The sequence below is a fragment of the Halomonas sp. E19 genome (genome assembly GCF_052439355.1).
Classification (GTDB): Bacteria; Pseudomonadota; Gammaproteobacteria; order Pseudomonadales; family Halomonadaceae; genus Halomonas.
The window spans coordinates 1,041,180-1,063,145 of the sequence record NZ_JBNFWU010000001.1 but is presented as its reverse complement, the minus strand read 5'-3'; the positions used below and the strand labels follow the sequence as shown (position 1 = coordinate 1,063,145).

Sequence of the window (21,966 nt, the reverse complement as noted above, 5' to 3'; positions counted from 1 at the left end):
AAACCAACGCCATCGTTGAATTAACGCTACCGATGAAATAACGCTACCGATGGATAACGCTTCTGATAAAAAAGATAGGCGCAGGCACGAGCCTCGCCAAGGCCTGCACCCGAAAGGCGCCCGGCACCGGACCTAGCGCCTGGAGCTGCGTCCCCTGCCGGACAACCATAGCCCCGCCAGCACGCCACCCGCCAGGGCACCTACCATGGCGGCCCGACGCCGCGCGCGGCGGTTGCGATACCCCCTTCGATACGCCGCTCGCCGCTGGGAGGAGAAAAGAGATTGCCGGAGGAGGTCGGCATGGGGCCAGCACGCTCCAGCGCCCGGCTGACCAGCCAGCCGTTCAGGGTGCTGTAGCCCGGCACCAGCGGCGACAGACAGGCCAGCAAGGCGGGCAAGCCGACGAAGGCACTGGCCCGCGGACGTTGCGCCAGCCCGACGATTGCCTTTGCCGCACGCCGCGGGTCGTAGACCGGCGGCACCGGCGTAATGGCCTTGCCGGTATAGTTGCCGCCATCGCGAAACCCCGGGGTATCCATCACCGAGGGGTAGGCATTGCAGACATGGATATGCGGCCAGGCGTGCAGCTCACCACGGAGGCTCTCGGCCAGGGCACGCAGACCGAACTTGGCGGCGCTGTAAGCAGCGGCATAGGGCTGCGGAGCGAAGGCGCCGAGAGAGATATTGTTGATCAGGATGCCGCGGCCCTGCCGCTTGAAGTGCGGCAGCACAGCATGGGCTCCGCGCAGGCAGCCCAGCAGGTCGGTCTGAATGACCTGCTCGTGCACCTCGAGCGGCATTTCGTCGAACACGCCCAGCGCACCAATGCCGGCATTGTTGACCCACACATCGATTCGCCCCGCCGTCTCGACTGCACCATCGGCCAGACGCGACATCGCCTCGGGGTCCGTCACGTCGGCCACCGCAATGCGCGCCTGCCCGCCTAGGCGATGGCAGCGTTCAGCCACCTCATGCAAGGCCTGACGGTCTCGTCCCGAGAGAAATAGCGCGGCGCCATGGCGGGCGAATTCATAGGCGCTGGCGCGACCGATCCGCTCGAGGCACCGGTGATCACGACTACCGCATTATGCAGATTCGGCATTTCCTTGCCTCCTGATTGGCGAACTGGCTGCTTCAGGGTAGACGACACCTTCGCCAGGTCACACCGAGACCGGCCGGCTGGCAATCGGCAACGGGGAGGAGGCAAACACGAAAAAGCCGCCTGACTGGGCCAGGCGGCTTTTTCATGAGATTCATTGGTGGAGCCTAGCGGGATCGAACCGCTGACCTCAACACTGCCAGTGTTGCGCTCTCCCAGCTGAGCTAAGGCCCCACAGCGTTCCCGCACCCGGCGAGAACGACGCAGATCATACTCACGCACCGGGGCGTCGTCAAGTTAAATTGTGCCGAAACGATAGAACTGGCGAATAGACGCTAGGTTAATTTCCCTTACGAGAAGAGTATGGCAATCTTGCCGACGTGTGCAGCGGCCAACGTCCCAGCAGCCTGGCGCCCACGCTTGTGCCGGCATGCCGCCTGCGTTACGACGTCTTCTGTCCCCAGTTTTTTTACCTGACGAGGAGCGTCAGCTTGATCAAGGTTCTCGTTGTCGATGATCATCATCTGGTGCGCACCAGCCTGGCCCACCTGCTGGCCAGCGAAGAAGACATTGCGGTAGTCGGCGAAGCCGCCAGCGGCGAAGAAGCCATCACCCTATGCCGCAAGCTCGAGCCAGACGTCGTCGTCATGGATCTGCGCATGCCGGGGATCGGCGGGCTAGAAGCCACACGCAAAATCATGCGCAACCATCCCGATGTTCGCGTCCTCGCCCTGACGGGCTTCATGGAAGACAACTTTGCCCAGCGCCTGCTGGAAGCCGGCGCCTGCGGCTTCATCAGCAAGGATACCCAGGTCCCTGCCATGGTCGAGGCCATCCGCAGCGTGTTCGCCGGCCATCGCTACATCAGCCCGGACATCGCCCAGCGCCTGGTGCTGGCGCGCTTCGAGTCGGATGAGAATCCCTTCGACCAGCTCTCCCAGCGTGAGCTTCAGGTGGCCATGATGATCGTCAACTGCCAGCGCGTTGCCGAGATCTCCGACCGGCTGTTCCTGAGCCCCAAGACCGTCAATACCTATCGCTATCGCATTTTCGAGAAGCTCGGCGTGCAGACCGATGTCGAACTCACTCACCTAGGGCTGAAGCACGGCCTGGTCGAAGGCTTCCAGGCACCGCAATGAGCGCCGCCTTCTGGTAAGCTGGGGCGACACGCACCACCATCAGCTTGCGATGACCTTCGATTCACAGCCGTTCCTGGCCCACCTCACCCAGTCACCGGGCGTCTACCGTATGGTCGATGCCCAGGGCAACACGCTCTACGTAGGCAAGGCACGGCGGCTAAAGGCCCGCCTGGCTAGCTATTTCCGCGGCCATCTGAATACCAAGACACAGGCCATGGTGGGCCGCATTGCCGACATCCAGGTCACGGTGACACGCAGCGAGATCGAAGCGCTGCTGCTCGAGCAAACGCTGATCAAGGAACTGCGCCCGCCGTACAACATCCTGCTGCGCGACGACAAGTCCTACCCTTTCATTTTCGTCAGCGATCGCCACCCCTACCCAGCGCTGGAGTACAAGCGAGCCCGCCGGCGCCACGACGACGGCCGCTACCTGGGCCCCTATCCCAGCAGCAGCGCCGTGCGCGAAAGCTTGTCGCTGATGCAGAAGATCTTTCGCATCCGCAACTGCGAGGACAGCGTGTTCGCGCACCGCTCACGCCCCTGCCTCCAGCATCAGATCGACCGCTGCAGCGCTCCTTGCGTTGGGCTCATCGACGAAGGCGACTACCGCCGCGACCTGGACCATGCAGTGATGTGCCTGGAAGGCCGCAGTGAACAGGTCACCGCGGAGCTAACCGAGGCCATGGAAAGCGCCAGCCGCAGCCTGGCCTTCGAAGAGGCGGCGCGGCTGCGCGACCAGATCCAGCACCTGCGCCAGCTACAGCAGCGCCAATTCGTCGATACCGAGCACGGCGATGCCGACGCCTTCGCCCTGGCCGACCGTGAGGGCGCACTATGTATCTCGGTACTCTCGATCCGCCAGGGACGGCTGCTTGGGGCGCGTCATCACACGCCGGAAAATGGCCTGGATCTTGCCGCTGACGAAGTGCTCGGCGAATTCGTCAGCCAGTTCTACCTCGGCCAGGGGCGTGAGATCCCCCGCGAAGTGATCACCAACCTGCCCCTTCCCGACGCCGGCATTGTAGAGAGCGCGCTGGCTGAACGCGCCCAGCGGCGTGTACGGCTGGCGCACAAGGTGCGCGGTCATCGCAGCCAATGGCTGGAACTGGCCATTACCAATGCGCAGCAGCAGCTGGCCAGCCGGCTTGCCAGCCAGTCCGAGCTCGACCGCCGCTTCGACGCCCTTCGCGACGCCCTGGGCCTGCAGCAGCCGCCCCAGCGGCTGGAGTGCTTCGACATCAGCCATAGCCACGGCGAGGCCACCGTGGCGTCCTGCGTCGTCTTCGACCGCCAGGGGCCGCGCAAGTCGGATTACCGCCGCTTCAATATCGAAGGGGTAGCGGCCGGGGATGACTACGGTGCCATGCAGCAGGCCCTGATGCGCCGCTTTCGCCGGCTTACCGAAGGCGAAGGGGTTGCCCCCGACCTGCTGCTGGTGGATGGCGGCAAAGGCCAGCTCAACCTCGCCCGGGAGGTGCTTGGCGAGCTTGGCCTTCGCCACGTCACGCTGCTAGGCGTGGCCAAGGGCACCACGCGCAAGGCCGGCCTGGAAACGCTGTTCCTGGAAACCGTGGACCAGAACCTGAACCTGACGCCGAGCTCACCGGCGCTGCACCTGATCCAGCATGTGCGTGACGAAGCGCACCGCTTCGCCATCACCGGCCATCGCCAGCGGCGCGACAAGACGCGCCGCAGCTCGGCACTGGAAGGCATTGCCGGTATTGGCCCCAAGCGGCGCCGGGAACTGCTGCGTTTCTTCGGCGGGTTGCAGGGCGTCAAGCAGGCCAGCCAGGAAGAGCTGGCCCGGGTGCCCGGCATCAGCGCCACCCTGGCCGAGACGATTCATCAAGCCCTGCATGGATGATGGCAGCGGCTACGGATAGAATGATGGACTCCCGGCAACCCAGACCTCAGGCAAGGAACATCTTTTTCATGAACATCCCCAACATCCTGACGCTGGCAAGAATCGCCTTTATCCCGCTGCTGGTGATGTTCTTCTACCTGCCCTATGCCTGGAGCATGCCGCTTGCCGCCGGCCTTTTCGCCCTTGCCTCCATCACCGACTGGCTGGACGGCTATCTTGCCCGCCGCTGGAACCAGGCCACCCCTTCGGTGCCTTTCTCGATCCGGTTGCCGACAAGCTGATGGTGGCAGTTGCCCTGGCGCTGCTGATCGAGCGTTACGACAGCATGTGGCTGACGCTTCCCGCCCTGGTGATCATCGGCCGCGAGATCGTGATTTCCGCTCTGCGCGAATGGATGGCTGAAATGGGCAAGCGGGGCAGCGTGGCAGTATCCTGGCTGGGCAAGGTCAAGACCACCCTGCAGATGCTTGCCCTGCTGCTGCTGCTTGCCTTCTTCCCGGGCACGCCGCTCGCCCAGGTCGGCGTTGTCACGCTCCACGTGGCGGCAATTCTGACGCTTTGGTCGATGGCCCTCTACCTGCGGGCCGCCTGGCCGCACCTCAGCCGTGCCATGTAGTTGCGCTCATCAAGTGATTGACACACACCCATTTATCCGTATACTTCGCTCTCGAGTCGAGCGGGAATAGCTCAGTGGTAGAGCATCGCCTTGCCAAGGCGAGGGTCGGGAGTTCGAATCTCCTTTCCCGCTCCATTTCATGATGAAGAGCGTGTTTTGCTCAACCATCATCGAAAACAGAACGAGACAGGCATCAGCCGAGCATCGGCGAAATGACTCTCGATTCTGATCAAGACTCCATGAGGCTGGATGGCAGAGTGGTTATGCAGCGGACTGCAACTCCGTGTACGCCGGTTCGATTCCGACTCCAGCCTCCATTCATTTTTTCCTTCAGCTGCCTGCTCGAAACCTTGCCGCCCGGATGGCGAAATTGGTAGACGCAAGAGACTTAAAATCTCTCGGTGGCAACACCGTGCCGGTTCGAGCCCGGCTCCGGGCACCAGACGCTCCGCTATCCTGCCCTGGCATTCTTTCCTGCAAATTCGCGGTTGAATAACGTGCTGCAGCGAGAACGCGCATGTCCCGTAGCGAACACGACGTACTGGTTATCGGCAGTGGTGTCGCGGGGCTGACGCTTGCCCTGCATGCAGCCACTACCCGCAGAGTCACCCTTGTCTTCCCCGCCGATGACAGCCAGGCAGCCAGCCGCTGGGCGCAGGGCGGCATAGCGGCCGTGCTCTCTCCCAAGGATCATTTCGACGCCCACGTGCAGGATACCCTCGTGGCGGGCGACGGCCTGTGCGATGAGCGCGCCGTGCGCTTCACCGTGGAGCAGGGGCCCGCCGCCATCGAATGGTTGCTCTCGCTTGGCGTGCCCTTTACCCGCGACAGCGACGCCGGCTCCGACTACCCCTATCACCTGACCCGTGAAGGGGGCCATGGCGCCAGGCGCATCATACATGCCGCCGATGCCACCGGGCGCGCCGTGATCGACACATTGATGCAGCATGTAGCGGCGCATCCGGCAATACAACAGCTCACGGATCTGACCGCCGTCTCGCTGATCGCCGACAGCGCAGGACATTGCCGCGGCGCACGCTGCGTCAACTCGTCGGGCCATCCGGTAGAACTGCTGGCTGCGGACACGGTACTGGCCACAGGCGGCGCCAGCGGCCTCTATCGCCACACCACCAGCCCGAACCCGGCCGGCGGCGAGGGCATGATGATGGCCGCCGAGCTCGGCGCCGAACTGATGAACCTGGAATTCCAGCAGTTTCATCCCACGTGCCTCTACGACCCGGACGACTCGCCGTTTCTGATCAGCGAGGCGGTACGTGGGGAAGGCGGCCAGCTGTTCAGCACCGATGGGGTGCGCTTCATGCTCGAACGCGACCCTCGCGGCGAACTTGCTCCCCGAGACATCGTCGCCCGCGCCATCGACGCGGAAATGCAGCGCACCGGAGCGCCCCATGTATGGCTGGACGTACGTCATCTAGGCGAAGCGGCCATTCGCCATCACTTTCCGACCATTCATGCGCACTGCCTCAGCAGAGGCCTGGACATTACCCGCCAGCCGATTCCGGTAGTGCCCGCGGCCCACTACAGCTGCGGCGGCGTGGCCGTCGATCTCGATGGCGCCTCAAGTGTGCCGCACCTGTTTGCCATCGGCGAGACCGCCTGCACCGGACTGCATGGCGCTAATCGCATGGCCAGCAATTCACTGCTGGAGTGCCTGGTGTTTGCGCGCAGCTGCGCAGCCCGGCTGGCCGAGCGCCAGGCCCCGAGCACGCTCCCGATTGGCCCCTGGCAGCCGGGCGGCCAGCGGGTCGATGAAGCGCAAGTCCAGGCCTGGCGGCTGGCGATGCGCGACATCATGAGCCGCCGCGTGGCCATCGTGCGCAGCGACAGCGGCCTGAATGCCGCGGCCGCTGAACTCGCACAACTGAGCGATGAAGTCAGCCAAGCCGTGGAGCCAGGCAGCCTGCAGGCTTCCGCCGCGGGGCTGTGGCATTCGCTGCGGCTGGCTCGACTCACCGTGCTGGCAGCACAGTCGCGCAGGGAGTCGCGTGGGCTGCACTACAACCCCGGCTGCCCCCACCACGCCGAGACCCCGGGAAACGATCCGGCACTGCCTAGCCGGCTCCACGCCAGCGCCCTGACCGAACACGGCTAAGCCTGGGCCCATCAGCGCTGCGCCAACAGGTACCTACGCAGGCGGCGCAGCGCATCGGGCGGAGCACTGTCGGGCCACAGCCACAGGGTGCGCCCGTCGATCTGCAGCGCCAGCAGATAGGCGCCGAGGTAGCGACAGCGAAGCGTGACATCGCGCCACGCTGGATCATCCCCAGGAGGCTCGAGCTCACGCCCAGGCCTTCTGCCCGCCCCACCCTCTCGCCAACGCCAGACCAAGGAATCGTTGTCGCCCGGTAGCGCTGCGAGCTCCCCTGCCCTTGCATTACGGTTAAGGTGCCAGCCCAACCACAGCAGCCACACCCCACCCAGCGCCACCAGCCAGGGGCTGGCGAAGCGCAGCAGGGCTGCCACCACGCTCAGCGCCAGCAGCACCTGACAGCCCCAGGCCAGCCTAGACGGGACGACGGCTATCGTTAGCGGCATTCTCGGCATGCGCCTGGATCAGCTGCACGATACGGTGGAAGTCCGGGTTCGGCGGCGTCTCGCGCCGCATCAGCCAGGCAAACAGATCCTGGTCTTCGCCTTCGATCAGGGCGCGATAGGCCGCCTGGTCCTGTTCATCCAGCTGATCGTAGCAGTGCTCGAGAAAGGGGATCAGCAGCAGGTCCAGCTCCCACATGCCGCGGCGAGAGTGCCAGTAGAGCCGCTTGCGCTGGGCTGCGGCATCGGTGTTAGTCGCTTCGCTCAACGTCGACCTCGATTCGATAGGAAATGAAGCCAGCAGTATACCGAAGCCACCCAGCCTGGGGCAGCGCCACGCGGCCCTTTGCATCCGTTTCCATGACCATGGTCGTAGTGCGTTGTTTTATCTCGATTTGCGCAGTATGCTGAAACAAGAACAAGAATGCCGCCCAGGTCCTTCCGGACCAGGAATCGTCTGGAGAAAGCCGATGACCAAATCTGAATTGATCGAACAGATCGCCATGCGACAGCCGGAGCTTTCGATCAAGGAAGTCGAATCTGCCGTGCGCCTGATCCTTGATGATATCACCGACACGCTTGCCGAGGGCGGACGCGTCGAGATCCGCGGCTTTGGCAGCTTCTCGCTGCACTATCGCGAGCCGCGGGTCGGCCGTAACCCCAAGACCGGCGAACCGGTCGCTCTGGAGGGCAAGTTCGTGCCACACTTCAAGCCCGGCAAGGAACTCCGCGAGCAGGTCAATGCCAGCCGCGCCCTCGGCTACTAACCTTTCCAATCACAAGGGATATCCACATGCGTTGGCTCAAAGGCCTGATCCTGGCCATCATCCTGCTGGCGGTGCTGCTGGTCGGCATTCTCTTCGCCGTCAACAACCAGCAGACGGTACCGCTCAACCTCATCTGGCTGGAACTCCCTGCGGTCTCGCTATCGGTGTGGCTGCTTGCCGCCCTGGTGTGCGGTGTGCTGCTAGGCATGCTGGCGATGACAGGCGTATGGCTGAGGTTGCGTACCCTGCTTTCCCGCGAACAGCGCCTGAACCGACAGCAGCGCAAGGAGCTCGATCGCCTGCGTGTCCAGGAGCTGAAGGAACTGCCTTAAATGCCCGATGCCCTGCTGCTGGCCCTATTGGTGGCTGCCGTCGCCATCGGCTGGTGGCTAGGCCGTCGCGAGCGACGGCGGCATGAGGATCCCGCGCCATCGGCCTCGCTGTCGCGGGATTACTTCGTCGGCTTGAACTATCTCCTCAACGAGCAGCCGGACCGGGCCATCGAAACCTTTGTCGGCGCGCTTGAAGTCAACAGCGAAACCATCGATACGCATATCACCCTGGGCAACCTGTTCCGCGCCCGGGGTGAGGCGGATCGGGCCGTGAAGATCCACCAGAACCTGCTCGCCCGCCCCACGCTGACCGCGGCGCAAAGCGACCAGGTCCAGCTCGAACTCTCCCGCGACTTCCTTCACCTCGGTCTGTTCGACCGGGCCGAACGGCTGCTGCAGCAGGTGGTGCGCGAAACCGGCAGCGACGATACCCGCCTGGCGGCCAAGCGCCTGTTGGCTGACCTTTACGACCGTGAAGGGGAGTGGCAGCACGCCTTCGAGGTGGCCAACCCCGCCCTGATCCGACAGCACGAGGACATTCGCCGCTCGGCGGCACACTGGCTTTGCGAGCTGGCCGACCAGGAGCGGCATTCGGCAAGCCCCGGCCTGGCGCGCAAGCACTTGCGCCAAGCGCTGTCGATCGACCCGCGCTGCGTGCGTGCCAATCTGCTGTTGGCCGCCCTGGCCCAGGACACCGGCCAGTATCGCGAAGCCATCCGCCTGCTGATGCGCATTCCCGACCAGGACCTCGACTTCATGCCGCTCGTGCTCGAGCCGCTGCAGCACGCCTTTCTGATGCTCGACGACGAAGCGGGGCTGGTGGATGCGCTGGAAGCGCTGCTGGAGCGCGCCCATATCACCAGCCTGATCATCAGGCTGGCAGAAATCCGCCGTAAGCGAGAAAGCGTGCAGGCAGCCATGACGCTGGTCAGCGCCCAGCTCAATCGGGCGCCGAGCCTCGGCGCCCTGGACTATCTACTCGACCTTTACCAACACCAGCAGCAGGAGCACGGCACTACGGATGACCGCCTGCAGCTGCTCAAGCAGCACACCCATACACTGCTGGAGGCGCGCCCCCGCCACCGCTGCCAGCGCTGCGGCCATTCGGGGCAGCCGTTGCATTGGCAGTGCCCGCGCTGTCGCAGCTGGGGCACGACCCGTCCGATCACCGGCATCGAGGGCGAATAGCCTCAGCCCTGCTGAAGCTCCTGCTCGATCGCAGTTAACGCCGCCATTGGATCTTGCGCCTGGGTCACCGGGCGCCCCACGACGAGATGGGTGCTGCCGGCGGCCATGGCGGCGCTCGGCGTCATGACCCGGCGCTGGTCGCCCTGCTCGGCATCGCGGGGCCGAATTCCCGGCGTCACCTTGAGAAAGCTTTCGCCGCACAGCTCGGCCAGCCGGGACGCCTCCTGCGCCGAGCAGACGACTCCGTGCATACCGCTGTCGCGCGCCAGCAGCGCAAGCCGCTCGACGTGGCTCGCCGGGGAAGCCGCAATACCGACCTCGGCCAGGTCCTCAGCTTCCATGCTGGTGAGCACCGTTACCGCGATCAGCTGTGTGGCTAGCCCATGGCGTTCAAGCCGTTCGCGAGCCGCTTCCATCATCCGCCTACCACCGCCGGCATGCACATTGACCATCCACACGCCCTGCTCCGCCGCCGCCTGCACGGCACCGGCCACCGTATTAGGGATGTCGTGGAATTTCAGGTCGAGAAAGATCTCGAACCCACGGCCATGCAGCGCTTCGATGACGTCAGGCCCGCTACGGGTGAACAGCTCCTTGCCCACCTTCACGCGGCATCGACTGGGATCCAGCCTGTCGGCGAGACACAGGGCGGCATCGAGCGAGGGATGATCCAGGGCGATGATCAGCGGCGAATCAGTGGACACGTTGAGCTCCGAAGGCATTGGATTGGGGTGGTGGGAGTATATCAGCCGAACGCACCCCGCCGATGCTGGCCAGCGGCACAACGCGCTTGGCAAACGGCGACCGATCTGCTGGCATGGAGGCAATACCGGCGACAACACACGCCTTGAACCCGACGCCGGCGGGTGTCTTATCCCGTGAGGAAGTTCGTCATGACCCGACTGTCACGCCAGCCCTGCGAGGCCTGCCGCCGCGGCTCACCCACCGTCACGCCAGCCGAAATTCGGTTGTTCAAACCGGAAGTTCCCGAGTGGCAGATCGTGGAGCGCGATGGCATCATGCAGCTTGAGCGAGTGTTTGCCTTTCCCGACTTCAAGCAGGCCTTGGCGTTCACCAATCGCGTTGGCGAGGTGGCCGAGGCCGCCGGGCATCACCCCGCACTGCTGACGGAATGGGGAAAGGTCACCGTCAGGTGGTGGACGCACAAGATCAATGGCTTGCACCGAAACGATTTCATTCTTGCCGCTAGAACCGACGACGAGGTAGCGAAATAAATGTTCGAACATATTGAGCGGGTGCCCGGGGATGCCATCCTCGGCCTGATCGAGGCCTTCAAGAAGGACACCAACCCCCAGAAGGTCGATCTCGGCGTCGGTGTCTACAAGGATGCCCAGGGCAACACGCCGGTGATGCGCGCCGTGAAGGAAGCCGAGGCCCTGCTGCTCAAGAATGAAACCACCAAGACCTACATCGGCTCACATGGCGACCCGCGCTATGCCGAGGTCGTGCTGCCAATGGTGCTGGGCCAGGGTTCTGCCGTGCTCGAGGCGAAGCGTGCCAGCGCCACTCAGGCGCCGGGCGGCACCGGTGCCCTGCGCCTGGCCGCAGACTTCATCAGCGCGCAGCTGCCCGGCAAGGAATCTGGGTCAGCGACCCCACCTGGCCGAACCACCACGGCATCTTCACCGCGGCCGGTATCAAGCTGAACAAGTACCCCTATGTCGACGCCGAGAACCGCCTCGACTTCAGCGGCATGCTGGCCGCAGTGCAGCAGATCCCGGCCGGCGACGTGATCGTGCTGCACGCCTGCTGCCACAATCCCACCGGCTTCGATCTGGATCGCGATCAGTGGCAGCAGATCCTCGAGGTGGTGCGCGAGCGCAACCTGCTCCCGCTAATCGACTTCGCCTACCAGGGCTTTGGCGAAGGCCTCGAAGAGGACGCCTACGGCGTGCGCCTGATGGCCAAGAATCTCGATGAAGTCATCATCACCAGCTCCTGCTCCAAGAACTTCGGCATCTACTGCGAGCGCACCGGCTGCCTCATTATGGTGGCGAAGAACCAGGAGCAGATGGAAAATGTACGCTCCCAGGTGGCCATCGTGGCACGTGAGAACTACTCCAACCCGCCGGCCCACGGTGGCGCCATCGTCAGCGAGATCCTGCACTCGGCCGAGCTTGCCGCAATCTGGCGCGAGGAGCTCACCGAGATGCGCGACCGCATCAATACCCTGCGCCGGGACTTCGTCGCCGCACTGAAGCCCTACGGGCTGGATGCGAAGTACGCCTGCGTGGCCGAGCAGCGTGGCATGTTCTCTTACACCGGGCTCGAGCCGCAGCAGGTCGATCGGCTGCGTGACGAATTCGGCATCTACATGGTTCGCTCGGGGCGTGCCAACGTAGCCGGTTTCTCGCATGAGAATCTGCCCTACCTGGCCAAGGCCATCGCCGCGGTCAACTGAGTCTTTTCGCGTACCCTCAACGACACCCGGGGCAGCCCGGGTGTCGTTTTATTCTTTCAGCGCACTTGCTACCTCAGCGCGATTCATCCAGCAGCCGTGCGCTTTCGCACTGGCCATTCTGGTGGCGCGGGTCATAGCCCTGAAGCAGGGGTCGCATGCTGCCGATCAGGTAACGATCATCGAAGTCCGCTTCCTCCTTGAGCGCCTTGGCGTCGGGAATCGTGACCTGATGACGGTCACGGTAGAGCAGGCCCTCCTCGCTCAGGGCGGAAAAGGTACGGCTCACATGCACCGGACTCAGCCCGAGCAGGTCGGCAAGCAGTTCCTGGGACAGCGGAAGGTGAAAGCACTGCTCTCCCGTGGCCTCCGTCTGCTGTAGCCGCTGGCAGACCTCGAGCAGGAAATGCGCCAGCTTCTGGCGCGCACTGCGCCGCGCCAGGTTCACCAGGCGCTCGGTGAGCAGCACCTGCTGGCGGCTGGCGATGGCGAACAGGATCGAGGTTAAAGTGAAGGAGTTTTCGAAGATCGACAGTAGGTTCTGATGGGGAAAGAAGCAGGCGACCCCATCCTCAGCCATCCGGACCCCGCCAGGCGCTGTGAGAAGGCAAATTCCCTCAGCCCGATGATATCACCGGGGAGGTAGACCTCGATGACCTGGCGCGCTCCGTTCTCAAGATGACGGAAGGCGTAGGCCCAGCCCCGCTGGAGGGTACAGAAATCGCTGGCTTCGTCGCGATCCTCCCACAGCACGGTGCCTGCCTTCACCGATACCGGCTGGCTCTCCAGCTCTCTCAGCAGCGCCTTTTCCCTGTCCGCCAGGGTCGCATAATAGCCGAAATGGCGGACGATGCAGCTTTCATCGTGTTCCATGGGTGGCACTCCTTTGCGTGGCTCTCATGCATAGCATGCGCCAAGACGGGTTCGAGTCCCAGCCCAAATGGAACAGCGTAGATGGCCTAGCTAAACGGAATAGCCCAAGCGGAATGGCAGCGGTCGCCGCCTAGCGGAACGAATCTGTGGTAGCCTCGCCAGGCGAAGACGCGACAGCTGAGCGTTCCAGCAGCGTGACCAAAAATGATACTGTCTTGTATACAACCCAACAATACACGAGGCTAACCATGGCGGCTTCCCCTGTGCACTATCCTTGGTACAAGAAGGAGGACACTGACGCCTTTTTTGCGCTGTTCCAGAACAACATTGCCAACTTCGTCATCATTGCCATCACCATGCTCGGCATGGGCTTCTCCCCCGCCATCGTCTTTGGCCAGGTGCTCCCCGGCGCGGCGATCGCCGTCATGGTCGGTAACTTTTATTACGCCTGGAGCGCGGCCCGCCTCGCGCGCAAGGAGAACCGAGCTGATGTCACGGCACTGTCGTACGGCATTTCCACGCCGGTCATGTTCGTCTTCCTGTTTGGCGTGCTGCTGCCGGCCAAGCAGCTGACCGGTGACGCCGAGCTGGCCTGGAAGATCGCTGTTGCCGCCTGCTTCATCAGCGGCGCGATCGAAGCCGCCATCAGCCTGATCGGGCGCTGGGTGCAGTATCACCTGCCGCGGGCCGCCATGCTGGGCGCCGTCGCCGGCGTGGCACTGACCTTCATCGCCGGCGAGATGCTGTTCAAGACGCTCGAGATGCCGGTGATCGGCCTGCTGGTCCTGGCCATCATCATCGTCGGTCTCGTCGCCCGCGTAGCGATGCCGTTCCGCCTGCCCACTTCACTGTTTGCCATCGTCATCGGCACCGCCATGGCCTACCTGATCGGCGACGCAGGGAGCGAGCGCTTCAGCGACGCCTTCCGCCACCTGGGCTTCTACCCACTGCTGCCCAATATGGCCTGGTTCGAGGGACTGGGACTGCTGTTCACCGGCATGCTCGCCATCCTGACCGTGGTGCTGCCGATCACGCTCTACAACGCCATCGAGACCATGAACAACGTGGAGGCCATGGAAGCCGCCGGCGACAAGTACGACGTGCGAGAATGCCAGGCCGTAGATGGCGCAGGTACCATGATCGGCGCCCTGTTCGGCGGCGTCTTCCCCACCACGGTATACATCGCCACGGTCGGCGCCAAGTGGATGGGCGCCGGGCGCGGCTACAGCCTGCTCAATGGTGCGGTATATGCCCTGGCCACCATGTTCGGCCTGATCGCTGCGCTGGCGGCCATCATCCCCGTCTCGGTCGTGGCGCCGATCCTGGTATTCGTAGGCATGTCGATGGTAGCGACCGCCTTCCAGAGCAACGACACCCGCTACTATCCCGCCGTAGCGCTGGCCATGCTGCCCTACTTCGCCAATTACGTGATGACGCGTTTCAACAACGCGGCAGGCGAGACGGTGCAGGGCATCTCGGCCGGTATCGTTCCGCTCGGCCAAGGCGCCATGTTCATGGCGATTCTGCTTGGCGCCATGACGGTCTCGGTGATCGACCACCAGTTCCGCCGGGCCGCCGCCTTCGCCGGCATAGCCGCCCTGTTTTCCTTCATCGGCCTGATGCACGCGCCCAGACTGTCGTTCAATGCCGCCTGGGACTTCACCCTTGGCTACCTGGTGATGGGTGCGCTGTTCCTCTACTTTGCCTGGCAGCAGCAGAAGCTGGGCGCGCCGCAGAAAGCGTACAGCCCACCCCCGGGCGACTGAACGCAGCCGTCGGAAAACAAGTGGCCCTGCCAATAGGCAGGGCCACTTGTTTTTGGCCTTGGCCCTGGGGCACCAAAACCATCGGCCAGCGCATCGACTGGCCAGCGGGGGAGCTTACTGGATCGGCTGGCCGCCGCCCTGCTGCTGCTGCATCTGGTCTTGCATCTGCTGCATCTGGCGCTGCTGCTCGGCGATCTGCGCGTCGAGCTGCTGGCGCTGCTCTTCAGTGAAGACCGCTTCCACCTTGGCCTGCAGCAGCACCGTTTCGGCCGTGATCTCGCCGGTCAAGGCACCCAGGCGAGAGGCATCATCGCGAATGGCCGCCTCGTCATAGTTGGGCTCCACATGGCTGCCGAGCCGGACCTGCAGAGCCTGTGCCTCCTGCTCGAGCGGTGCGATGCGAGCCTCGGCATCCCCCATGAGCTCGCGGATCTCCTGCTGCTGATTCTCATCCAGGTCGAGCAGCTCGGCCAGTTGCCCGACCTGATCACCCTGAGGTGGAGCCTGCATCTGCTGAGCTACGGCACCCGTGACGATGCCCAGGAAGCCAGTGCCGCTATCAAGAACTTCATTACCGTCATTACGTTCTCCATTCGTTTCGACGTACATGTATGGCGCCAATAGGCGCCATCACGTTCCTACCCTGACAGCAGAATACGCCAGGGGTTCGCAATCGCTGCCGGGTTCAGCCTGCCCGCGTGCGCTGGGCCGGCGCCACACCGCCCTGCCGGGCGTCATACTCCCTCTTTATCCTGCCCCGCAGCATGCGCCAGGCCACCACACCGGCCAGCCCATTGCCCAGTGCGGCACCCAGCGCCAACCCGAGGAGTCCGCCCCACTGGGTGCCGAGCCAGAGTGCAGGCAGATAGAAGACGAACAGCCTGGCGGCGGAAAGCAGCATGGAGCGCAGCGGCCAGCCCAGCGCGTTGCCAGCGGACACTGTGAGCATGCAGACCCCGAGCAAGGCATAGCTGGGCAGCATGAAGCGGATCAGCGTGGCCAGCTCATGGCGCACTTCTGGATTGCCCGAGAGCAGCAGCGCCACCCAAGGTGCCAGCGCCGCCAGGACCAGGCCAAGCCCCAGCTGCCAGACCAGTACTACCCTCAGTGCCAGGCGCAGCAGCCTGTCGATCTGCTGCCAGTCGCCGGCGCCGTAGCAGCGGCCGAGCCACGGCGGCAGGGACATCGTCATCGCCAGTACCACCATTAGCGATAGCGTTTCCAGCCGGCTTGCCAGGCCCCAGGCCGCCACTGAACTCTCACCCAGGCCGGCGACGATCGATACCGCCAGCATGGCCGCCAGCGGCGGCATGAGCTGGCCCATCATGGCTGGGGCGGCAATGGCCAGGAAGGGGCGCGCCGACTGACGCACCTCTGAGGCAAGCCCCTGGCGGGCCAGCCAGCGCGTGCCCGCCAGACGCCGCCCCACCAGCAGCAGTCCGCCGAAGAAGGCGATAGCCGTGGCCCAGGCAGCGCCTGGCAACCCCAGCCCCGGCAAGGGGCCGAAGCCAAAGATCAGCAGCGGATCGAGCAGCAGGTTCAGCAGGCTGGTGATGACCATCATCTTGCCTGGCAGGCGCGTATCGCCATGCGCACGAAACAGGCTGTAGATGAAATAAAGCACCGCGCCCAGCCATGCCGACAGCAGCTGGGGCGCCCAGTAACCACGGATCAGCTCACGGGCCGAGTCATCCGCGCCAAGTCGCTGGAAAATCGGCATCTGCCAGAACCAGAGCCCCAGCGCCAGCAGCGCGATTCCCAGCGTTCCCGCCATCAGCACCAGCGTGCCGAGCCGGCGGGCACGCTCGGTCTCGCCGGCGCCCAGGGCCCGCGAGATAAGCGCAGCAATGGCGATACCGAGCCCGACCTGAACGCCAATGATCAGAAAGGTCAGCGGAAAGGTGAAAGTCAGTGCTGCCAGCGGCGCCGTACCCAGACGGGCGATGAACGCGCTGTCGACCAGCTGGAAGCCCAGCAGCGCCAATACGCCGATGGCCATCGGCCAGGTCTGGCGCCACAGCGTTACGCCGAGGGAGGGTGAAGAGCCTGTCGATGTCACTCGCAAGACCTGAAAGGAAAAGGAACGATAATGGTATTCGTATAACGCACAACGCCACCGCCGGCAGAACCGGCGGTGGCGCAGGCAGCGTCAGCGATTATTACTGACGAACGCCTTCGAAAGTCACATAGAGCTCCAGCTCATGCATCACTTCAGGGAAATCGCTCATGTCGATGCCGAAATCGGCCAGTGTCAGCATGGTCGAGCCCTCGAAGCCGGCACGGTAGTTGCCCCAGGATCTTCGCCCTCGCCCATCAGGCGCACGGGCATCTCGATTTCACGGGTCTCGCCCTTCAGGGTCAGGTCGCCGGTGAGCACGCCTTCGTTGTCGCCGGTCGGCTCGAAGCCAGTGGAGACGAAGGTGGCAGTCGGGTACTGGCCGGCGCTGAGGAAATCGTCGCTCAGGAAGTGGCGGTCACGCTCGGCATGGTTGGAGTTGAGGCTGTTGACCTGCACCTCCATCTCGACGCTGGCTGACTCAAGATCATCGGCGTCATAGTGGAAACGACCCTGGAACTCCTCGAAGTTGCCGAGAATGTAGGAATACCCCAAGTGATTGATCTTGAATTGGATGAAGGCATGCTGCCCTTCGGTATCCACAATGTACTCTTCGGCGAGGGCCTGGCCGGCCGTGGCCAGCGCAGCAGCGCTCAGCGCGGTGACGAGTGCGGCTTTCTTGAACATGAGGTCTCTCCTTGGTTACCACCCGCCGGGCGGGCGTTCAATGTCGACGTGCACGTGCCGGAGTCAGCATGCGCGCCAGGGTATCATCACGATTGACGAAATGGTGCTTCAAGGCAGCCAGAACATGACCGGCGGCCAGCAGCATCAGGGCAAGGGCGCTGTACCAGTGAATCTCACCGGCAATGGCGGCCTGGTTAGGCAGATGGCTGATCAAGGCCGGCACCTCGAACCAGTCGAAGACGCTGATGCCACGCCCCCGCGCGGTAGAGATCAGGTAACCGCTCAGCATGACCACCAGCAGCAGGACGTAGAGCAGCACATGGCCCAGGTGGGCCGCCAGCCGCTCAAACCGGTTCCCCCGCGCCTGCGGCGTGGGCTGCCACAGGCGCCAGGCGAGGCGCAGCAGGGTGGCAAACAGCAGCAGAATCCCGATGGAGCGATGCCACCAAGGTGCGCGGTTGTACCAGGGGTCGAAATAGCCGAGCCCGGTCATCCACCAGCCCAATAGGAAAAGACCGACGATGACGAGCGCGCTGAGCCAATGCAGGCTCATGCTGATCAAACCCCACCCCGTTCGGGTATTGCGCCACATTGCCTGGCTCCAGCGATCCGATTGATAGGCAAAGCGTACCGCAGCGCATCATTTGCTTCTGCTGAAAAAGCCGAACACAGCGTTCGTAAAAATCGCTCGTCGCTGTGACAGCGTAGGCGGTCTGGCGCACGACAGACAGCGGGCGACACCTGTAGGTGTCGCCCCGCAATTAAGAAAGGCTGCTGGCAAGCGCGAAGATGCCTCAGCCGAGCCGATCGAGCCCGCGTGCAAGGTCGGCGCGAATGTCGTCGAACGCCTCGAGCCCCACCGCGATCCGCACCAGCCCCTCGCGGATACCCGCCGCCTCCTTCTGCGGTTCGGAGAGGCGCCCGTGCGTCGTGGTAGCCGGATGGGTGATGGTGGACTTCACGTCGCCCAGGTTGCCGGTGATGGAGAGCAGACGCGTGGCATCGATCACCGACCAGGCCGCCTCGCGCCCCCCTTGACCTCAAAGCCTAGCACCGCACCGAACGCCCCCTGCTGACGCTTGGCCAAGGCATGCTGCGGATGGTCGACCAGGCCACTGTAGTGCACCTTGGCCACCGCCGGATGCGCCTGAAGCCATTCGGCCAGCGCCAGGGCGCTGGCACAGTGGGCGCGCATGCGCAAGCTGAGCGTCTCCAGGCCCTTGGTGAAGATCCAGGCGTTGAAGGGGCTCAGGCAGGGACCGCAGGTGCGCACCACGCCAAAGACCTCCTCGAGTTCCTTGTGACGGCCCACCACCGCCCCCCCACAGCGCGACCCTGCCCGTCCAGGTACTTGGTGGCCGAATGGATGACCAGGTCGGCCCCGAGCGCCAGCGGAGTCTGCAGCGCGGGCGTAAGGAAGCAGTTGTCGATGGCCAGCAGCGCGCCGTGGCGCTGGGCGATCTCAGCCAGCGCGGCGATATCGACCAGCTCGGAGAGCGGATTGGAGGGCGTCTCGGCGAACAGCAGCCGCGTCTGCGGCGTGATCGCCGACTCCCAGGCGGCCAGGTCGGCCAGCTCGACATAGCGGGTGGTAATGCCAAGCTTGCCGAAGTACTTGTCGAACAGGCTGATCGTGGAGCCGAACAGCGAGCGTGACGCCACGATCTCGTCGCCGCTCTTCAGCAGGGCGAGCACCGTGGAGAGGATCGCCGCCATGCCGGAGCTGGTCGCCACGCAGCGCTCGCCGCCCTCCAGCGCTGCCAGGCGTCGCTCGAAGGTGTGCACCGTTGGATTGGTGAAGCGAGAGTAGATGTTGCCCGGCTCTTCGCCACCAAACTTGCGCGCCGCTTCCGCGGCGCTGCCATAGACGAAGCTCGAGGTCGGAAAGATCGGCTCGCCGTGCTCCTGCTCATGGGTGCGCTGGTGGCCGGCGCGAATGGCCAGGGTTTCCAGCGCCCACTGCGTGTCATCGGGGGTTTCGTCGTACATCCTGACCACCTCAATCGTCGATGTCGTCATCCTGATTGTGCATGCCCACGAGCGCATGCGCACCGACGCTCTGCTCTTGCTTGGCGGAGTCGTTGCGGGAGGCTTCCAGGGCCGAGAGGTAGCCGGCGTCGATGTCGCCGGTAATGTAGCGGCCATCAAACACGGAGCAGTCGAAGATCTCTAGGTGCGGGTTCACTTCTCGACAGGCTGCCTTGAGGTCCTCCAGGTCCTGGTAGAAGATGCGGTCGGCGCCGATCAGCTCACCCACCTCGGCCTCGCTGCGACCATGGGCAATCAGCTCCGAGGCTGCCGGCATGTCGATGCCGTAGACATTGGGGTAGCGCACCGGGGGAGCCGCCGAGGCGAAGTAGACCTTGTTGGCACCGGCATCGCGCGCCATCTGGATGATCTGCTTGCAGGTGGTGCCGCGCACGATGGAGTCATCCACCAGCAGAACGTTCTTGCCCTTGAACTCGACGCCGATGGCGTTGAGCTTCTGGCGTACCGATTTCTTGCGCTGGGTCTGCCCCGGCATGATGAAGGTACGACCGATGTAGCGGTTCTTCATGAAGCCTTCGCGGTAGGTCACGCCCAGGTGCTGGGCCAGCTCCAGCGCCGAGGTCCGCGAGGTGTCCGGAATGGGGATCACCACGTCGATGTCGTGTTCCGGCCACTCGCTGCGAATGCGGTCGCCCAGCTTGCGCCCCATCTGCATACGGGTACCGTAGACGTAGGCGCCATCGAGAATCGTGTCGGGGCGCGCCAGGTAGACGTGCTCGAAAATACAGGGAGCCAGCAGCGGAGCATCGGCACACTGCTGGGTGTGGAACTCACCCTGCATGTCGACGAAGATCGCTTCACCCGGCGCCAGGTCGCGATGCAGCTCGAAGCCGCCGACGTCCAGGGCCACCGACTCGGAGGCGATCATCACCTCCTGGCCATTGCCTTCGTCGCGGGTGCCGAACACCACCGGGCGGATGCCGTTGGGGTCGCGGAACGCAACCAGGCCGACGCCATTAATGATCGCTACGGCAGCATAGCCACCGCGGCAGCGTCGATGCACGCGGCGTACCGCATCGAAGATGTCGCCGGGCGACAGGTGAAAGCCCTGCTTGCCAAGCTCATGAGCGAAGACGTTGAGCAGCACCTCGGAGTCGGAGCTGGTGTTGATATGGCGCAGGTCCGAGGAGAACAGCTCCTGCTTGAGCTGTTCGGAGTTGGTCAAGTTGCCGTTGTGCGCCAGCGCAATGCCGTAGGGCGAGTTGACGTAGAACGGCTGGGATTCCGCCTCGCTGGACGAACCGGCGGTGGGGTAGCGCACATGGCCAATCCCCAGGTTGCCCTGCAGGCGCGCCATATGGCGGGTGTGGAACACGTCGCGTACCAGACCGTTGCTTTTGCGCAGCAAGAAGCGGCCATCGCTCCAGGTCATCATGCCGGCGGCATCCTGGCCGCGGTGCTGCAGCACCGTCAGCGCATCATAGATCGCCTGATTCACGGTCTGCTTGGCCAGAAGGCCTACGATACCGCACATTCCACCTTACCTCGCTTGCAGGATGCCGGCCGCGGCCGGCGTAAGAAATGCATGGGTCAATTCTGGGGTTCGCCAGGCGCGGCGCCGTTGCCGCGCTCCGGCCAGGACAGGTTGCGCCAGTCCTGTGGGCTGTTGGGCACACGCCCCTCCCAGGCCTCGAGCTGGCTGACCGACCAGTCGCGCAGCTGTTCGAAGGTCGGTCGCAGCTGCGCCTGCTGCCAGGCCTGCAGCTGTCCAAGCGGCGTCAGGCTGATGAGGATGGTGGCCAGCACCAGCACCGCGCCGCCGCGAGCCATCCCGAAGCAGGCCCCGGCCACCCGGTTGAGCAGGCCCATGCCCACCCACTCCACCGCTGCGTGCACCATACGGATCACGATACCGCACAGCAGCACGACGCCAAGAATCACCAGCACGAAGGCCAGCACCAGCCGTCCATCGGGGCTTTCGATCAGCCCGGACAGCATGTCCGCCACCGGCTCGGCGAGCAGGCGGGCAGCCAGCAGCGCGATGATCCAGGCCGCCAGCCCCAGCCCTTCGCGAACGAGTCCACGCATGAACCCCGCCAGGGTCGACACCGCCAGCACGGCGAGGAAGAGCCAGTCGAGCCAGGTCAACATCATCTCGTTCACTCTCTCACCCGCACCAGCAGCCCCTGGAGATTGGCACGCTCCTTGAGCTCGGTCATGGCCCGCTCACCGGCCTCCGACGAAGCATAGGGACCCACATAGACCGTGGTCATGTTGTTATCCCGTCTGCGGCTGTAGGCCGAGAACCCCTCTTCGCGCAGGCGCGCCTGCAGCCGCTCGGCATTTCCCGCCTCGCCAAAGCTGCCGACCTGCACCGCCCACTCGCCCGACGCTGCCGTGGGCGAAGGCGCGGTGCTAGGCGCCTGGGCGGTTTCGACGCGCTGCGATGCCTGCCGCGCCAGGTCGGCAATGGGGTCGGCCTGGGCCGGCGGCGTCGAGGGCTGGGGCGCCGGCGGTGTGACCACGGCCGGCGCTTGCGCGGCTTGGGCCGGTGCCGACGCGGGTGGTTCCACCACGGGGGGACCTGCACTTGAGGCTCAGGCTCTGCTACGGGCTCA

21 protein-coding genes, 4 tRNA genes and 4 pseudogenes are annotated in these 21,966 nt (G+C 64.3%); 14 read left to right on the top strand and 15 right to left on the bottom strand.

Features of this window, described 5'->3' with window-relative positions; genetic code table 11:
• Nucleotides 1-200 precede the first annotated feature (200 nt).
• Both ACUDAL_RS05660 and ACUDAL_RS05655 read right to left on the bottom strand, forming a co-directional pair.
• The gene (locus tag ACUDAL_RS05660) at nucleotides 201-1,052 is read right to left on the bottom strand and encodes an SDR family oxidoreductase (RefSeq protein ID WP_444679319.1); all 852 of its coding nucleotides are present in this window, start codon (nucleotides 1,050-1,052) and stop codon (nucleotides 201-203) included.
• Between the two features lie 205 nt (nucleotides 1,053-1,257).
• Nucleotides 1,258-1,333, bottom strand: a tRNA-Ala gene (locus ACUDAL_RS05655).
• A 257-nt stretch (nucleotides 1,334-1,590) separates the two neighbouring features.
• Here ACUDAL_RS05655 and ACUDAL_RS05650 point away from each other — a divergent pair.
• The 7 genes and pseudogenes from ACUDAL_RS05650 (at nucleotide 1,591) to nadB (ending at nucleotide 6,831) form a co-directional block, all read left to right on the top strand.
• Nucleotides 1,591-2,238, top strand: coding sequence for a response regulator (locus ACUDAL_RS05650; protein ID WP_444677432.1), 648 nt, complete (start codon nucleotides 1,591-1,593; stop codon nucleotides 2,236-2,238).
• A gap of 49 nt (nucleotides 2,239-2,287) precedes the next feature.
• Nucleotides 2,288-4,102 carry an excinuclease ABC subunit UvrC gene (gene uvrC, locus ACUDAL_RS05645; protein WP_444677431.1) on the top strand — a complete coding sequence of 605 codons (1,815 nt, stop codon included), beginning with the start codon at nucleotides 2,288-2,290 and terminating at the stop codon, nucleotides 4,100-4,102.
• 68 nt (nucleotides 4,103-4,170) lie between these two features.
• A pseudogene (gene pgsA / locus ACUDAL_RS05640) lies at nucleotides 4,171-4,718 on the top strand (CDP-diacylglycerol--glycerol-3-phosphate 3-phosphatidyltransferase).
• A 60-nt stretch (nucleotides 4,719-4,778) separates the two neighbouring features.
• Nucleotides 4,779-4,853: transfer RNA gene (locus ACUDAL_RS05635), tRNA-Gly, on the top strand.
• A 108-nt stretch (nucleotides 4,854-4,961) separates the two neighbouring features.
• Nucleotides 4,962-5,035 (top strand) — tRNA-Cys (locus ACUDAL_RS05630).
• 38 nt (nucleotides 5,036-5,073) lie between these two features.
• Nucleotides 5,074-5,160: transfer RNA gene (locus tag ACUDAL_RS05625), tRNA-Leu, on the top strand.
• A gap of 75 nt (nucleotides 5,161-5,235) precedes the next feature.
• A complete protein-coding gene (gene nadB / locus ACUDAL_RS05620) occupies nucleotides 5,236-6,831 on the top strand; it encodes an L-aspartate oxidase (RefSeq protein WP_444677430.1) in 1,596 nt (531 codons plus the stop codon).
• Nucleotides 6,832-6,842: 11 nt separating this feature from the next.
• Here nadB and ACUDAL_RS05615 read toward each other — a convergent pair whose 3' ends face one another.
• Entirely contained in the window at nucleotides 6,843-7,223 is a 381-nt protein-coding gene (locus tag ACUDAL_RS05615) for a hypothetical protein (RefSeq protein WP_444677429.1), read from the bottom strand.
• Between the two features lie 19 nt (nucleotides 7,224-7,242).
• The gene (locus ACUDAL_RS05610) at nucleotides 7,243-7,539 is read right to left on the bottom strand and encodes an FAD assembly factor SdhE (RefSeq protein WP_444677428.1); all 297 of its coding nucleotides are present in this window, start codon (nucleotides 7,537-7,539) and stop codon (nucleotides 7,243-7,245) included.
• Nucleotides 7,540-7,675: 136 nt separating this feature from the next.
• On the opposite strand from ACUDAL_RS05610, the gene ACUDAL_RS05605 reads away from it, so the two are divergent.
• From ACUDAL_RS05605 to lapB, 3 genes are read left to right on the top strand one after another with little or no spacing between them, the layout of a single operon-like run.
• Nucleotides 7,676-8,038 carry an integration host factor subunit beta gene (locus tag ACUDAL_RS05605; protein ID WP_444677427.1) on the top strand — a complete coding sequence of 121 codons (363 nt, stop codon included), beginning with the start codon at nucleotides 7,676-7,678 and terminating at the stop codon, nucleotides 8,036-8,038.
• Nucleotides 8,039-8,064: 26 nt separating this feature from the next.
• Nucleotides 8,065-8,370, top strand: a complete 306-nt coding sequence (locus tag ACUDAL_RS05600) for a LapA family protein (protein WP_444677426.1) — start codon at nucleotides 8,065-8,067, stop codon at nucleotides 8,368-8,370.
• The gene (gene lapB, locus ACUDAL_RS05595) at nucleotides 8,371-9,558 is read left to right on the top strand and encodes a lipopolysaccharide assembly protein LapB (RefSeq protein WP_444677425.1); all 1,188 of its coding nucleotides are present in this window, start codon (nucleotides 8,371-8,373) and stop codon (nucleotides 9,556-9,558) included.
• 2 nt (nucleotides 9,559-9,560) lie between these two features.
• Here the strand turns inward: lapB and pyrF are convergent, their stop codons facing one another.
• Complete coding sequence (pyrF, locus tag ACUDAL_RS05590) at nucleotides 9,561-10,262, bottom strand: orotidine-5'-phosphate decarboxylase (RefSeq protein ID WP_444677424.1); 702 nt, start codon at nucleotides 10,260-10,262, stop codon at nucleotides 9,561-9,563.
• A 189-nt stretch (nucleotides 10,263-10,451) separates the two neighbouring features.
• On the opposite strand from pyrF, the gene ACUDAL_RS05585 reads away from it, so the two are divergent.
• Complete coding sequence (locus tag ACUDAL_RS05585; RefSeq protein WP_444677423.1) at nucleotides 10,452-10,793, top strand: 4a-hydroxytetrahydrobiopterin dehydratase; 342 nt, start codon at nucleotides 10,452-10,454, stop codon at nucleotides 10,791-10,793.
• Nucleotides 10,794-11,980: pseudogene (locus ACUDAL_RS05580) on the top strand (amino acid aminotransferase).
• A 73-nt stretch (nucleotides 11,981-12,053) separates the two neighbouring features.
• On the opposite strand, the gene ACUDAL_RS05575 reads toward ACUDAL_RS05580, so the two are convergent.
• Nucleotides 12,054-12,557 (bottom strand): Crp/Fnr family transcriptional regulator, encoded by a 504-nt coding sequence (locus ACUDAL_RS05575; RefSeq protein ID WP_444677422.1) that lies wholly within the window; start codon nucleotides 12,555-12,557, stop codon nucleotides 12,054-12,056.
• Entirely contained in the window at nucleotides 12,482-12,850 is a 369-nt protein-coding gene (locus tag ACUDAL_RS05570; protein WP_444677421.1) for a cyclic nucleotide-binding domain-containing protein, read from the bottom strand. The genes ACUDAL_RS05575 and ACUDAL_RS05570 overlap by 76 nt, the downstream gene beginning before the upstream one ends.
• 248 nt (nucleotides 12,851-13,098) lie before the next feature.
• On the opposite strand from ACUDAL_RS05570, the gene ACUDAL_RS05565 reads away from it, so the two are divergent.
• Nucleotides 13,099-14,616 carry an NCS2 family permease gene (locus ACUDAL_RS05565; RefSeq protein ID WP_444677420.1) on the top strand — a complete coding sequence of 506 codons (1,518 nt, stop codon included), beginning with the start codon at nucleotides 13,099-13,101 and terminating at the stop codon, nucleotides 14,614-14,616.
• 114 nt (nucleotides 14,617-14,730) lie between these two features.
• Here ACUDAL_RS05565 and ACUDAL_RS05560 read toward each other — a convergent pair whose 3' ends face one another.
• Complete coding sequence (locus ACUDAL_RS05560; RefSeq protein ID WP_444679318.1) at nucleotides 14,731-15,048, bottom strand: hypothetical protein; 318 nt, start codon at nucleotides 15,046-15,048, stop codon at nucleotides 14,731-14,733.
• On the opposite strand from ACUDAL_RS05560, the gene ACUDAL_RS05555 reads away from it, so the two are divergent.
• Nucleotides 14,962-15,240, top strand: coding sequence for a hypothetical protein (locus tag ACUDAL_RS05555; protein ID WP_444679442.1), 279 nt, complete (start codon nucleotides 14,962-14,964; stop codon nucleotides 15,238-15,240). The two genes, ACUDAL_RS05560 and ACUDAL_RS05555, sit on opposite strands and share 87 nt — an antisense overlap.
• A 61-nt stretch (nucleotides 15,241-15,301) precedes the next feature.
• Here ACUDAL_RS05555 and ACUDAL_RS05550 read toward each other — a convergent pair whose 3' ends face one another.
• From ACUDAL_RS05550 to ACUDAL_RS05520, 7 genes and pseudogenes are all read right to left on the bottom strand, one after another.
• Nucleotides 15,302-16,675, bottom strand: coding sequence for an MATE family efflux transporter (locus ACUDAL_RS05550; protein WP_444677419.1), 1,374 nt, complete (start codon nucleotides 16,673-16,675; stop codon nucleotides 15,302-15,304).
• A gap of 100 nt (nucleotides 16,676-16,775) precedes the next feature.
• A pseudogene (locus ACUDAL_RS05545) lies at nucleotides 16,776-17,359 on the bottom strand (YceI family protein).
• A 37-nt stretch (nucleotides 17,360-17,396) separates the two neighbouring features.
• Nucleotides 17,397-17,951 carry a cytochrome b gene (locus tag ACUDAL_RS05540; protein WP_444677418.1) on the bottom strand — a complete coding sequence of 185 codons (555 nt, stop codon included), beginning with the start codon at nucleotides 17,949-17,951 and terminating at the stop codon, nucleotides 17,397-17,399.
• A gap of 202 nt (nucleotides 17,952-18,153) precedes the next feature.
• Nucleotides 18,154-19,348 (bottom strand): annotated as a pseudogene (locus ACUDAL_RS05535) (O-succinylhomoserine sulfhydrylase).
• A gap of 10 nt (nucleotides 19,349-19,358) precedes the next feature.
• Nucleotides 19,359-20,882: an amidophosphoribosyltransferase gene (gene purF / locus ACUDAL_RS05530; protein ID WP_444677417.1), complete on the bottom strand. Its 1,524-nt coding sequence runs from the start codon at nucleotides 20,880-20,882 to the stop codon at nucleotides 19,359-19,361.
• Between the two features lie 56 nt (nucleotides 20,883-20,938).
• The gene (locus ACUDAL_RS05525) at nucleotides 20,939-21,502 is read right to left on the bottom strand and encodes a CvpA family protein (protein WP_444679317.1); all 564 of its coding nucleotides are present in this window, start codon (nucleotides 21,500-21,502) and stop codon (nucleotides 20,939-20,941) included.
• A gap of 5 nt (nucleotides 21,503-21,507) precedes the next feature.
• Entirely contained in the window at nucleotides 21,508-21,924 is a 417-nt protein-coding gene (locus ACUDAL_RS05520) for an SPOR domain-containing protein (protein ID WP_444677416.1), read from the bottom strand.
• Nucleotides 21,925-21,966 lie beyond the last annotated feature (42 nt).

Bases quoted from the DNA above. Each gene is read 5' to 3' on its own strand.
- ACUDAL_RS05585 (WP_444677423.1), top strand. From the start codon at position 10,452: ATGACCCGACTGTCACGCCAGCCCTGCGAGGCCTGCCGCCGCGGCTCA.
- nadB (WP_444677430.1), top strand. From the start codon at position 5,236: ATGTCCCGTAGCGAACACGACGTACTGGTTATCGGCAGTGGTGTCGCG.
- ACUDAL_RS05565 (WP_444677420.1), top strand. From the start codon at position 13,099: ATGGCGGCTTCCCCTGTGCACTATCCTTGGTACAAGAAGGAGGACACT.
- ACUDAL_RS05525 (WP_444679317.1), bottom strand. From the start codon at position 21,502: ATGATGTTGACCTGGCTCGACTGGCTCTTCCTCGCCGTGCTGGCGGTG.
- purF (WP_444677417.1), bottom strand. From the start codon at position 20,882: ATGTGCGGTATCGTAGGCCTTCTGGCCAAGCAGACCGTGAATCAGGCG.
- lapB (WP_444677425.1), top strand. From the start codon at position 8,371: ATGCCCGATGCCCTGCTGCTGGCCCTATTGGTGGCTGCCGTCGCCATC.
- ACUDAL_RS05570 (WP_444677421.1), bottom strand. From the start codon at position 12,850: ATGGAACACGATGAAAGCTGCATCGTCCGCCATTTCGGCTATTATGCG.
- uvrC (WP_444677431.1), top strand. From the start codon at position 2,288: ATGACCTTCGATTCACAGCCGTTCCTGGCCCACCTCACCCAGTCACCG.
- ACUDAL_RS05555 (WP_444679442.1), top strand. From the start codon at position 14,962: ATGGCTGCCGAGCCGGACCTGCAGAGCCTGTGCCTCCTGCTCGAGCGG.
- ACUDAL_RS05575 (WP_444677422.1), bottom strand. From the start codon at position 12,557: ATGGCTGAGGATGGGGTCGCCTGCTTCTTTCCCCATCAGAACCTACTG.
- ACUDAL_RS05605 (WP_444677427.1), top strand. From the start codon at position 7,676: ATGCTGAAACAAGAACAAGAATGCCGCCCAGGTCCTTCCGGACCAGGA.
- ACUDAL_RS05540 (WP_444677418.1), bottom strand. From the start codon at position 17,951: ATGTGGCGCAATACCCGAACGGGGTGGGGTTTGATCAGCATGAGCCTG.
- ACUDAL_RS05600 (WP_444677426.1), top strand. From the start codon at position 8,065: ATGCGTTGGCTCAAAGGCCTGATCCTGGCCATCATCCTGCTGGCGGTG.